The following is a 12,777-nucleotide window of genomic DNA, read 5'->3' as shown; positions in this document are numbered from 1 at the left end:
TTTTGATTTACATATTTTTCGTATGTTTAGCAATGGGATGGTTTCTGTGAATTCTGCTCAACGATAATGAGCATATCGCAGATACAATAAACAAGGCTCCACCGATAAGGTATACCCACCGAACGCCCAGTTGATCGGCGACTAGACCAAAGATAACTATGGATACACTCATAACCGTGGATATCAGGACGCCATGGGTGGCGTATACCTTGGTTAGGGATTCGACAGGTACACTGTTCTGAAGCGCTGTCTGCTGAGCCACATCACGAATCTGATGAACTGGACCCATCAGTATGCATAACACCAGAGCGAGCCATGGCAGGTTGTTTAGACCATAAACGACGGTCAGCAGGCTGAAGAGAAGAGAACCCATGGTCATACTAGCGATTAGATGCTTCTGAATACGTTTGGCTAGTGCAAGAGCCAGAATACCTCCAAGCATGGTTCCAGCAGCGTAACTCGAGTTCATGAGTCCCCACCAACCTTCTCCTCGTCCCAGAGCTTCTTTTGCAAAGGCCAGCGTAACAGCTCCGATCCAGATGGAACCCGCAAGTGCTTGGGCAATGCCCATAAGCGTAATCAGCCGTAATGATGGATTCTTCCAAAGTATACTCCAACCTTCCCTCAATACATTCCGCGATACAGCAGATTTCTGAGGTTGTTCTACATTCCGTGTGAGCGAGCCCATGGCAATCATGAAGATCAGAACGGCCCAGGACAGGCTTGTAGCTGCCCAGAAGGTCTGTGACGCCCCCCAGTTCATCACGGCGAATCCCGTCATGGCGTAACCGACAATGGTTACAGTCTGATTGGAGAAAGATAGTAGGCTATTTGCTTTTATAAGGTCTTCACCTTGAACCAATCGTGGCGTTAAAGTCTTCAGTAACGGAGTTTCCCATCCGTCCAAGAAGGATAATGCAATCACTCCGAGCAATATAAGCGGCAGTTGTGAAATCAAGTGATTCAACGAAATGGCTATACAGGTCATGATTAATGTTTTGGCTATGGAAATGCTGATCAATAGTCTGGAGAATGGGAAACGGTTCACAAGTAATGGCAAAGTGAGACCGGCTATTATGCGTGCAATGATCTGAATAAGTGGAAACATTGCAGCAGAGAGTACCGATCCAGTGAGACCGTATATGAATGTAGTAATGACCATGATATATATGACATTAATAAGCGAGAGCAGCGTCTTGGCGGCCCAGTACGGATAAAATGCGATGTTCATGCCAATGATGTCCTTTCCGAAACGATATATCTATATTACGGGCATTGTCATCATTGCACCACAAACAAAGTTATCATTTTCCCGTCATTTCATCACAAAAAAACTGCCCAACAGGGCAGTCATCTTCTAATGCCTATAGTTCATGCCATAGCAAGTGTGAAGGCGATAAGCAACATCAGCAGGCTGGTCGTTCTGACCATAGTCATATAAGGCCTGCTGGGTTCGGCTTCGCCCCGGGAAATCCAGCCATAGCGCAGATACCAGCCGAATTTTGGGAAACAGAGATTGATGATACAGAGTACCATGAATATAAAAAAGAGGGTTCTCATACCCATCTTCCTTTCTCACTTACATAACGGATCTTATTTTAACGTTTGCGTCTGGTAAAAAAGACTACAATCAAAATAATAATGATGATAATTAACAGAAATTTCATGTATGTTCCTCCTGGTGAGTAGTTAGGTTATTGTGGAATGTTAGTTATCAACTATTACCCATAAACCACATGACTTGAATAACTATGTTACAATTAAAATATATTGATTTAATATCAACACATTCCGACTGGTTAGTTTTCTCTCCTTATAATGTACGATTGCAGAATATATAAACATTAATGTGTGTGAGATGAAGGAGGAAGGCATGAGCCAACATAATCAACTCTCATTACAATGGGAATTTATCATCTCGAAAGTGAAATCCTCCGTGACGGTGGTCGATGCTACCTTGCCTGAGCTTCCGCTCATGTATGTAAACGAACACTTTACCCAACTGACAGGATATACGTATGAAGAGTCTGTCGGACACAATTGCCGATTTTTGCAAGGGCAGGATACAGACCCGGAAACGATAATGCAGATTCGTGATGCAATAAAGAAACAACAATCCATTAAGATTGATATTTTAAATTATACAAAAAGTGGTCAGAAGTTCTGGAACGAATTGAATATCGATCCGATCTTTAATGAATCCGGAGAGTGTTTATATTTTGTAGGCATTCAATACGATATTTCAGAACGGAAGTATGCCGAACAGCAGTTGAAGTTTGCAACTTCCATGGCTGAGATGAACAGCAGAGGGCAATTGGAATTCATCGGCAAGCTGAATCACGAGCTTCGTACCCCGCTTAACGGCATTATGGGCATGATCGAACTTGCCAGTATGGGTGAAACTACGGATGAGCAGACAGAATATCTGGAGCTTGCACGTCAATCAGGTGAGGCGCTGCTGAACATCATTAACAATAGCCTGGATATGGCGAAACTGGGCAGAGGCAAAATGGATGTTGAAAACATTGAGTTTCAGCCGTTGAAGCTGATCCAACAGATTGTGAAGACACATGAACCTGCGGCACGGAATAAACAAATTCGTTTGCTCTGTCATGCTGATCTGAATGTTCCTGATGTGCTTATCGGTGATCCGCTAAGACTTCGGCAGGTACTGGATAATTTGCTGAGTAATGCAATTAAGTTCACGGAACAAGGTGAAGTGCAGTTACAGGTGGATGTGAGACAACAACTGATGGATACCGTTGTATTGGTATTTTCTGTGCGTGATACGGGAATTGGCATTCCTCAGCATCAGATCGAACCATTGTTTGATGCATTTACCCAGACCGACATCTCCCATGCGCGCCGATTTGGCGGAAGCGGTCTTGGTCTGACCATCTGCAAAGAACTGCTGGAACTGATGAATGGTCAGATTTCGGTGGAGAGTACAGAGGGGAAAGGTACACAGTTTGAGGTGACACTGCCCTTGCTGCGCCAACAGGCCATTCCCAATGTAGGATAATCAATCAAGCAGGACAGCCGGGCGGTCTCGGCTGTTTTTTTATTATATTGGATTGTTTTGCGAACGGGCGTTCTGTTATAATGCAAGTGTTGAATGGGGGAGACACAGCATGAGTAAGAGACGCACAAGAAGAAAGCGTAAAGGTAAACAAGGTTTCAAAAAGCAGGTTCTGACGCTGGTAGCGATGCTGCTGGTAGCCCTCTACGCCTGGGCTGGGGGAGAATGGCCCGAGGAGATACCTAATCCATTCGGTGGGACTAATAAGAGTGTAGACCATACCATTACGTTCCCTTCAGAGCGTTACCCCGAAACAGCCAACCATATTAAAGCTGCTATCAAGGCAGGGCATTCGGATGTATGCACCATTAATCGTAATGGAGCGGAAGGCAATCGGGATCTATCACTTAAGGGTGTTCCGGTCAAAAAAGGTAAGGATCGTGACGAGTGGCCCATGGCGATGTGTGCTGAGGGAGGAACAGGTGCAGATATCCAGTACATTACCCCGAAGGATAATCGTGGTGCAGGTTCATGGGTAGGGAATCAGTTAAGTACATATCCGGATGGAACACGAGTGAAGTTTGTAGTGAAGTAACAACAGGATATGGTTGGGCAGAAATAAGGATTGTAAGGCCTTTGTTGTGAGGTCAGTGGCAGCGTGGTACAGGATAAGTAGAAGAGAAAAACCAGACGTGCATGCGTCTGGTTTTTTGGTGTAAAGTGCTGGCATAAATAGATCTAGTTAACGTATCTATACGGGAACTGGAGTTTCTAGGATTACAGAGCCGACTAAACGAGTTGCATTCCGCTTAAATGATGAGACCGGATGCTTAACAGACGCGTAACATGTTCCACCTCATCAAACGGTATCCACAGACTGCCGTGGACCGTACGTAAGGAAAGAATGGATGTATCAGCGGTACGCTCGGGAAATCCGGTTACCGTCTGACCGCTTGTATTACGAACCATGATCTGTTGCTTGCGCCGGATGGCAATTTCTACCTCTTTTTTCATAAGTCATTGCTCCTGATTATGAGATGTTAAATCCATATGTCAATGTTTTCAATGGTTAATTTGTCTTCTTTATCTAGTCTATCAGAACTAGGTATAGATTTCCAGAAGAGAAATCAACATTCTTCTAGGTGATTTGTCTTAGCTGTGGACGAACCGTTTTTGAATGGGGATTAAGGGGTTATATTAGGGTAAAAGGAGGGGAACGGAATGACACAATTGATTATTGGGCTGGCCCGTACCGAGAACGAGGCTATAATTATGCTGAATAAGGTGAAAGAGGAAGGCGTCAAGGAGAAAAATTTAGGAGCGGTGGCCAAGGAGCAGCTTAATCTGGAGCTGGTGAGCGAAAAGACGGGGCTACCCAAACCTTTGAAGGGTGCCGGAACAGATGGTGCCTTTGGCGCTCTGAAAGGCATATTGGCTGGTCTGGGGAAGCGAATGGATCAGACGATGTCGATCGGAAATGCAGTGCGTAGACTCGCTGGTAATGAGATTGGAAGTGAGACCGATGATTTGGTGCTTACACTGACTGAAGCGGGAATCTCGGAGGAGGATGCGCGGTATTACGAAGATTGGCTGTTAAAGGACCATATCTTGGTTATCGTGGAGTGCAGTGAGGAAGAAGCGGCTCGTGTTCGACCTATTTTACTTTTTAGTTTAATTTAAGGCTGATTTTAGGTTTCTTTAATGTTGGGGAGGTATTCTTATCTCACACCTCCCTTAATATAGATTGGTTTACCGGAAGTCCGGGACCGCAACTCGGACTTCCTAGGCACTGTGAGCTGACGCTTGCAGTGCCTGTTTCATTTTTTTAAGTTGAACTAAAGATTATTTACACTGACACTCCGATGACAGAATAACCTTCTAATCGCTGTTATCCCCAGATTTTTTCGATTCCCTCTTCTCAAGGGGAAATCCGGTGATAAAGGCGAACGCTTCGCTTTTTCAGTTTTTTCTGTCCTCTCCGTTATCGTGTAAATCATTAGTTAAACTTATATAGTTAGATTATTTTATAAAAAAGTGTTGCAAAGTTAATTAGTTCATGGTAAGATATTTCTTGTCGCCAAGAAATACATAATCCTGCCGGGGTGGCGGAATTGGCAGACGCACAGGACTTAAAATCCTGCGGTAGGTGACTACCGTACCGGTTCGATCCCGGTCCTCGGCATCTTAAAAAGAAGATCGTATGACGCTTGTTAACCAAGCTGCATGCGATCTTTTTTTGTGTTCTTTAATATGATCGTCACTTCATTGCAGACCACATCACCATGCAGCTCATAAACATAAACCCTGCATAATACATATCAGAAGGGACATTTACCTGACTTTTATGAAGAGAGAGAACAATGGTGTATACTATCCGTAGGCATATATTACCTTTACCTTGCTGAACGATATAGGTTCAACTACACATGTACACGATAACGGAGAGGACAGATGTTGTTCTGTCATCGGAGTGCCCGTGTAAATAAACATATTTGAACTTATGTAGAGTCACAAAACCAATAAAACAATCTTATGGACGGAGGACTCAAGTTTATGTTGAAACAGCTTAAGCCATACAAGGTGTTACAGGAGCGCAGAATCGAAGAACTGAAATCGGATGCGTATCTATTGGAACATCAGAAATCCGGAGCCAAAATTGTACTTTTGTCCAATCAGGACGACAACAAAGTATTCAGTATCGGTTTCCGTACACCTCCGGAAGATGATACAGGGGTAGCCCATATCCTAGAACACTCCGTGCTCTGTGGGTCCAAGAAATTTCCGGCCAAGGATTCTTTTGTTGAGTTGCTGAAAGGTTCATTAAATACATTCCTTAACGCCATGACGTATCCCGATAAGACGATCTACCCGATCGCGAGTCGTAATGATCATGACTTCCATAACCTGATGGATATTTACCTAGATGCGGTATTGAATACAAATATTTATGAGAATGAAAAGATATTTTTGCAGGAAGGTTGGAACTACAACCTGGCCTCTGCAGATGATGAGTTAACCTACAACGGAGTTGTATATAACGAGATGAAGGGGGCCTTTTCTTCACCGGAACGAATGGTGCGCAGAGAAGTGCTGAACTCCCTTTTCCCGGATACCACATACTCCTCCGAGTCTGGCGGATTCCCGGAAGCTATTCTGGATTTAACGTATCAGGGGCTGCTGGATTTCCACACGAGATACTATCATCCTTCCAACAGTTACATCTATCTCTACGGGGATATGGATATGGAAGAGAAGCTGCAATGGCTGGATGAGAACTACCTGAGTGCATATGATCGAATCGAGATTGATTCGGTCATTCAACTTCAACCTGCCTTTGCAGAACGGGTAGACACAGTTAAGACTTACTCTGCGGGAAGTACGGAATCGGAAGTGGATAACAGCTTCTTGACCTATAACGCGGTGATCGGCACAAGTCTAGACAAGGAACTGAACATTTCGTTTCAAATTTTGTTATACGCCCTGCTGAACGCTCCGGGAGCGGTACTGAAGCAGGCGTTGCTGGATAAAGGAATCGCGAAGGACGTCTACGGTTCCTATGATGACAGTCTGTATCAGCCTGTGTTCACTGTGGGACTGAAGAAGAGCAATCTGGCGAGCAAAGAGGATTTCCTGGGAACGGTCAAAGAAGTGCTTGAGCGTGTGGTAAAAGAAGGTTTTGATCCAAAAGCGCTGCTTGCTGGAATTAACTCGTATGAGTTCAATCACAGGGAAGCGGACTATGGCAGAATGCCGAAGGGCTTGATCTACGGATTCTCCTCTCTGCAAAGCTGGTTGTACGATGAAGAAGCGCCTTTCACTCATTTAGAAGCCAATGACGTATTTGCTGAACTGCGGACAAAAATGAACGAAGGTTACTTCGAGCAACTGATTGAGAAATATATTTTGCAGAACACACATACTTCTTTTGTGGCGCTTACCCCGGATAAGGGGCTGAACTCACGCAAGGAGGAAGCGTTGAAAGAACGTCTGAAAACTATTCAGGCCGGTCTTAGTGAGGAAGAAGTTCAGACGTTGATTCAGAAAACAGAAGCGCTCGCCGAGTATCAGAATACACCTTCAACCAAAGAGCAGCAGCAGGTCATTCCGACGTTATCGATTGAAGATATTGAACCGAAGGCCTCTACGTTGCATCAAACGGTGAGCCAGGTCGATGGCACAACCATTCTCCATCATAACCTCTACACCAACGGAATTGGTTATCTGAGACTGTTGTTTGATATCAAAGAAGTGCCACGTCATCTCCTGCCGTATGCAGGGTTGCTGAAAAATGTACTGGGTTACGTGGATACTCAAAACTACTCGTTCAATGAACTGTCCAATGAAATCCATATCCATTCGGGTGGTATTCATAGCGGGATAGGATCTTATGCTAACGCGCATAAGCACAATGAATTCAAGGCTACCTATGAGTTCAACGCAAAAGTGTTGTATGACAAGCTTGGATTTGCCTTTGATATGATCAAAGAAATCGTGTTCACGTCCCAATTTGATAATTCGAAGCGGTTATATGAGATCATCTCTCAGATGAAAGGTAACCTGCAACGTAATCTGATCAATAGTGGACATTCAGCAGGAATTGGCCGGTCTTCGTCCAAACATTCAGCGGTTGCGGATTTCAGAGAAGCTGTGAGTGGTATCGCGTTTTACCAGTGGCTTGAGGATCTTCAGGAGAACTTTGAGGCGAGAAAAGAAGAGTTATCTTCCAGTCTGCAAGAGTTGACGGGGTATATTTTCAGACCGGAGAACTTGCTTGTTAGTTATACTGCCGATGAGCAGGGATATGAAGGACTGGAGCAACAGGTATCCGATCTGAAAGCGAAGCTGTTCACACATGAGGTTGCCAAGGAAGAATTTACATTCACACCGGCTACTCATAAGGAAGGATTCCGTTCTCCTTCAGAGGTGCAGTACGTGGTGCAAACGGGCAATTATATCGACAAAGGATATCAATACACCGGCTCACTACGGGTCTTGCAGGGAATCCTGTCTCTGGATTACTTGTGGACGAATATCCGGGCCAAAGGCGGAGCTTATGGCTGCATGTCAGGCTTCAGACGGAACGGAGACAGCTACGTTGCATCGTATCGTGATCCGAACCTGGATAAAACGTACAAAGTATATGAAGAAATACCGCAGTATTTGAACGAGTTCCGGGCAGACGAGCGGGAGATGACGCGTTATATCATTGGTGCGATTCAGGATCTCGATACGCCGAGAACACCTTATGGCGAAGGAGCATTCTCGCTGGAGTGTTATCTGTCGAATGTGACTGAAGCGGATCTGCAACAGGAACGTGACGAAGTGTTAAGCACGAAGGAAAGCGACATTATCGGTTTTGCTGAGCTTTTATCGGCCATACTTGAACAGCAACAGCGCTGCGTGATCGGTAATGAGAACAAGATTGAGGAACAGAAACAAATGTTTGACGAAACGCTGGATTTAATTAAAAACTAAGCGTTAGTCTCGTTTATTCCACGATCCAATAAGCGTCAAAGCGAAAGGCACTTTTATGAGCTGGTTTCAACAGCTTATAGAAGTGCCTTTTCTAATGGGGAGGGACTGTCTCCATCCCATATGAGAATGTGTGACACACTGCGTTGTTCAGGTGACAGCGAGCATGTTGTATATTTTCAGGGTCCGCAGATCTTCCTTTGAGATTTTTAATTCATTATATAACTCCTGATTCTCGGGCAGCGGGGTTCTGGAGAATAACATTTTGAGCGCGATAGGCATGAAAGGTCTGAAGGAGACACCAGCCATCAGTCCCCACTTTTTCTCCGATTCCTGAAAAGACGCCAGAATATTAATGTATAGATTCTCCAGCGGCGTGGCCTGATTTTTCAAAATCAGCGTGGTGAGTGTATCATAATGCTCGGTGTGGCCCCAATACATATTCTCGCACTCCTGGTAGTTCTCAAAATCCTTCACATTCATATACATCACGGTGCGATAACGGTTGGCATCCGATTGAGCCATCATGTCAATGACACAACGAATGAGACTGTTGTTACGCCCGTCATAGAAGTAAGAATAGAAACGTGTGGAGTTCTTGAAAAAGCTGGACGGGACCGCATTCATCAGGGGAGATGCATGCCTTGGTTCTTGGTACAAGAGTTGCTCCACCTGAATGTTGAGCGCGTTCGCAATATGATGTAACGTGACCAGATCAAGTGTAATATCTCCGCTCTCATATTTGGACAGAGTCCCCTTGCTCTTGAAGATCTGATCCGCAAGCTGTTGAATGGTCAGTCCCCGCCACTTCCGAAAGTTTCGTATTTTCTTGCCAACTTCCTGATTGATATTGTTCATAACCGGTTCTCCTTATGCCAATGTTTCTTGAGAGTACGTGAAAATGATGAAAGTCATTCATAAAAATGATGGTATATGAGAAATATATCACTTTTTCACGGAAATACCTATTCTGGAGAAACAATTAACTTCATTTGTTTCGTCAGGATAGATTGTATTACATTTGATGCAATTCCTGCGTCATGAAATAATAGGTGTAATACGACATGAAACGACAATGAAAAAGTAAAGCAGATAGAGGAGCAGAAGCTATGAAATATAACTTTGATGAGATTATCGACCGCACAGGAACAAATGCGATGAATACGGATGGTTTCCGTCAATATATTTTTAACGCCACAGAGGACATGACTTTTCCATTCAAAGATGAAGAATTCATTCGCATGTGGATTGCAGATATGGAATTTGCCACACCTCCCGAGATTCTGGATGCAGTTAAGGAACGTCTGGACCGTAGAATCATGGGTTACTCTCAGGTATTTGATCCGGCATACTATGAAGCTGTCTCGAACTGGATGAAAAGATACTATGACTGGTCCTTCCCGAAGGAGCATTTGGAGACCTCAAACGGGATCATTCCCGCTTTGTATGAACTGGTGGAATATATCTGTCAGTCGGATGAGAAAGTACTGATCGTGACCCCATCCTATGGTTTCTTCAAGTCAGCTGCGGAGCATAATGATCTTGAACTGGTGTGTTCGGATATGCTCAATGAGCAGGGACGTTACTCGATTGATTATGAGGATTTTGAAGCTAAGGCCAAGGATGAGAAGGTAAGGGTATGTATTTTCTGCAACCCGCATAATCCGTCTGGACGTGTCTGGACAACGGAAGAGTTACAACGTGTGGGTGAGATCTGCCTGCGGAACAACGTATGGGTCATTTCGGATGAGATTCACTGTGATCTGCTGCGGACGGGTAAGAGACATACGCCACTTGCAAAGCTGTTCCCGGATATGGATCGAATCATTACATGTATGTCCCCGAGCAAAACATTCAACATGGCTGGTCTGATGTTCTCTAATGTCATCATTCCGAATAAGGCACTTCGAGACATCTGGCAGGCACGCCATTATGGTTTCAAAAACCCACTAAGCATTGCTGCCACTCAAGCGGCTTACGAAATGGGTGATGAATGGCTGAAACAATTAAAAGGGTATCTAGACGCCAATTTCGCCTGCGTAGAACAGTATGTGAAGCAGCATCTGCCACGGGCTGTTTTTCACATCCCGGAAGCCACGTATCTGGCCTGGATCGATATTTCGGCATATGCTCCCCAAAATGTAAGTTTACCTTTATTCTTCGCTGAGCAAGCGGGTGTATTGCTCGAAGATGGTCATATGTTTGTAGCCAATGGTGAGGGTTGCATTCGGTTGAATCTGGCTTGTCCCCGTTCTGTCCTTCAGGAAGGGTTACGAAGAATCAGTAGTGTGCTTGTGAAAGAAGTCGAAGAGGTGCCCGTTCAAGTATAAAGTCATCAAGTCATCACGCAATAGCGAGATGACTTTTTTGTATGAGGCGTGCCCAGAAAAGCACGCATCTTCTAGCCGGTGAAAGTCCGGTCGCAGGAGGGGCCAAGCCCCTGCGTAGCTAGGATACTTGCGTATGGCGAAATCTGTGCGTAAAAGCGTATCGACAAAAGTACCTGTCAGAGACAGGGCGAGCGACACGCCAGGCCGTAACATCAAGTGAATTCTGCCGCGTCGTCAAAAAGGCCTCGCAAGAGGGACAAGAGGAAGCCGAGTCGCGCTCATATCGACGAAGGCCAAGGAAGCTGTTTGGAACTTGGAGCGACAGCGAAGAATCCTCCGGCGTAAAGGGAACGGCATGGTCTGAAAGAGGATGCAGTGAACTGGGGAGACCCTCCCCCACACGGGATTTTTTTTTTTTTTTTTTTAACCCCGTAAAGAGACGCTCTATAAATCCAGAAGATGAAATGAACCGTTTGTGGGAAGGGAGTCCGAGGGGCTCATAGTACCGAAGAACCTGAGGACAACATAACCTTGGGGAGGAAAGGAGCCCTGCTTTGTTTATGCTTTTGAAGGAGGTACGAGTGAGTGAATGCCAACCGGCTAACAACACCAAAGGAAAAAGTTCAAGAACTCCAAGAAAAGCTAGGTCATGCGGCCAAGGAGAACAAGAAGCGTAAATTTCATGCTTTGTACGACAAAGTCTATCGCAGGGATGTGCTGTGTGAAGCCTGGAAACGGGTGAAAGCGAACAAGGGAGCTGCGGGAGTAGATGAGGTGACGTTCGCACATATTGAGGAACAAGGAGAGACACGCTTCCTTGCGGAATGTGAGCGAGAACTGAAAGAAGGCAAATATCATCCGCAGGCTGTAAGGCGGCACTATATCCCGAAGAAAGATGGGAAGCAAAGGCCGTTAGGCATCCCCACCGTGCGCGACCGAGTCATACAAATGGCAACCAAACTCGTGATTGAACCGATCTTTGAAGCAGATTTCGAGGAAGTATCCTTCGGATTTCGTCCGAAACGAAGTGCGAAAGGAGCGCTAGAGCGAATTCGGAAAGCCTGCAACCGCAAAGGAAATTGGGTAGTCGACGTCGATATCCAAGGCTACTTCGACAATATAAATCAAGAGAAGCTCATGAAACTGGTAGAAATGCGTATCAATGACAGGCGAATCTTGAAATTAATACGGAAGTGGCTTCAGGCGGGAGTGATGGAAGAAGGAAAGGTGAGGCGATCCGATTTAGGAACACCGCAAGGTGGCGTGATTTCACCGCTTCTAGCGAATATCTATCTGAACTACTTTGACCGGCTATGGGAGAAACACGGAAGTGGGTTGGGAGACCTGACAAGGTATGCAGACGACTTTGTCGTGGTCTGTAAAACCAAAAAGGATGCGGAACATGCATTTGAACTTATACGCAGAATCATGGAACGTCTGGAGCTCATGTTACACCCGACCAAAACCCGGATTGTCGGTCTATGGACAGGAGCCGAAGGATTCGACTTTCTAGGAATGCACCACCGCAAAACGAAAGCAGAAACGTCGCAAGGGAAGGTATATTACACCACGCAGCAATGGCTAACCAAAAAGGCGGAAGAACGTATTCGTGGAGTCATTAAAGAGCGATTATCCCCACCGAGTATGCGATCCAGATCATTTGAGGAACAGGTGAAATGGCTCAATCCGAAGATTCAAGGGTGGAGAAATTATTACTACACGAGCTACAGCCAAAAGAGATTAGCGAAGCTGGACTGGTATATGTTGCAACGGTTAACCCGGTGGTACGCGAAGAAAAGACAACGCAGAAAATGGATCGGTTCAATAGCCGAGGTGAAGTACATCGCCAGTCAATATGAATTAAAAACGCTATTGTAATCTGCACGCCCATGAATGACAAACATCGGAAAGCCGTATGAGGGAAAACCTCACGTACGGTTTGATGAGGAGAGGCTG

At 45.2% G+C, this 12,777-nt stretch carries 10 protein-coding genes and 1 tRNA gene; 7 read left to right on the top strand and 4 right to left on the bottom strand.

Going from position 1 to position 12,777, the window contains the following annotated elements:
• Positions 1-7: 7 nt before the first annotated feature.
• Positions 8-1,231, bottom strand: a complete 1,224-nt coding sequence (locus tag NST38_RS21020) for an MFS transporter (protein WP_076250796.1) — start codon at positions 1,229-1,231, stop codon at positions 8-10.
• Positions 1,232-1,371: 140 nt separating this feature from the next.
• The gene (locus tag NST38_RS21015; protein WP_036614780.1) at positions 1,372-1,566 is read right to left on the bottom strand and encodes a DUF6199 family natural product biosynthesis protein; all 195 of its coding nucleotides are present in this window, start codon (positions 1,564-1,566) and stop codon (positions 1,372-1,374) included.
• A gap of 307 nt (positions 1,567-1,873) precedes the next feature.
• Between NST38_RS21015 and NST38_RS21010 the strand changes: the two genes are divergently transcribed.
• Positions 1,874-3,022: a sensor histidine kinase gene (locus tag NST38_RS21010; RefSeq protein WP_076250797.1), complete on the top strand. Its 1,149-nt coding sequence runs from the start codon at positions 1,874-1,876 to the stop codon at positions 3,020-3,022.
• A 109-nt stretch (positions 3,023-3,131) separates the two neighbouring features.
• Positions 3,132-3,614 (top strand): NucA/NucB deoxyribonuclease domain-containing protein, encoded by a 483-nt coding sequence (locus tag NST38_RS21005; RefSeq protein ID WP_076250799.1) that lies wholly within the window; start codon positions 3,132-3,134, stop codon positions 3,612-3,614.
• A gap of 194 nt (positions 3,615-3,808) precedes the next feature.
• Here NST38_RS21005 and NST38_RS21000 read toward each other — a convergent pair whose 3' ends face one another.
• Entirely contained in the window at positions 3,809-4,033 is a 225-nt protein-coding gene (locus NST38_RS21000) for a hypothetical protein (protein ID WP_017687353.1), read from the bottom strand.
• 207 nt (positions 4,034-4,240) lie between these two features.
• Here NST38_RS21000 and NST38_RS20995 point away from each other — a divergent pair, with 207 nt between their 5' ends.
• From NST38_RS20995 to NST38_RS20985, 3 genes are all read left to right on the top strand, one after another.
• Positions 4,241-4,699 carry a general stress protein gene (locus NST38_RS20995; protein WP_076250801.1) on the top strand — a complete coding sequence of 153 codons (459 nt, stop codon included), beginning with the start codon at positions 4,241-4,243 and terminating at the stop codon, positions 4,697-4,699.
• A gap of 416 nt (positions 4,700-5,115) precedes the next feature.
• Positions 5,116-5,201: transfer RNA gene (locus NST38_RS20990), tRNA-Leu, on the top strand.
• Positions 5,202-5,572: 371 nt separating this feature from the next.
• Complete coding sequence (locus NST38_RS20985) at positions 5,573-8,494, top strand: insulinase family protein (protein WP_076250803.1); 2,922 nt, start codon at positions 5,573-5,575, stop codon at positions 8,492-8,494.
• Positions 8,495-8,641: 147 nt separating this feature from the next.
• Here NST38_RS20985 and NST38_RS20980 read toward each other — a convergent pair whose 3' ends face one another.
• Entirely contained in the window at positions 8,642-9,349 is a 708-nt protein-coding gene (locus tag NST38_RS20980; protein WP_017687366.1) for a helix-turn-helix domain-containing protein, read from the bottom strand.
• A 251-nt stretch (positions 9,350-9,600) separates the two neighbouring features.
• Here NST38_RS20980 and NST38_RS20975 point away from each other — a divergent pair, with 251 nt between their 5' ends.
• Together NST38_RS20975 and ltrA are read left to right on the top strand one after the other, a co-directional pair.
• Positions 9,601-10,821 carry a MalY/PatB family protein gene (locus tag NST38_RS20975; RefSeq protein WP_076250805.1) on the top strand — a complete coding sequence of 407 codons (1,221 nt, stop codon included), beginning with the start codon at positions 9,601-9,603 and terminating at the stop codon, positions 10,819-10,821.
• A 585-nt stretch (positions 10,822-11,406) separates the two neighbouring features.
• Positions 11,407-12,699, top strand: coding sequence for a group II intron reverse transcriptase/maturase (gene ltrA / locus NST38_RS20970; RefSeq protein WP_076250806.1), 1,293 nt, complete (start codon positions 11,407-11,409; stop codon positions 12,697-12,699).
• The last annotated feature ends 78 nt before the right edge of the window (positions 12,700-12,777 follow it).

Origin of the sequence: Paenibacillus sp. FSL H8-0104, from assembly GCF_038050215.1 — a bacterium.
GTDB lineage: Bacteria > Bacillota > Bacilli > Paenibacillales > Paenibacillaceae > Paenibacillus > Paenibacillus amylolyticus.
This window is presented reverse-complemented; position numbering and strand designations above follow the sequence as displayed.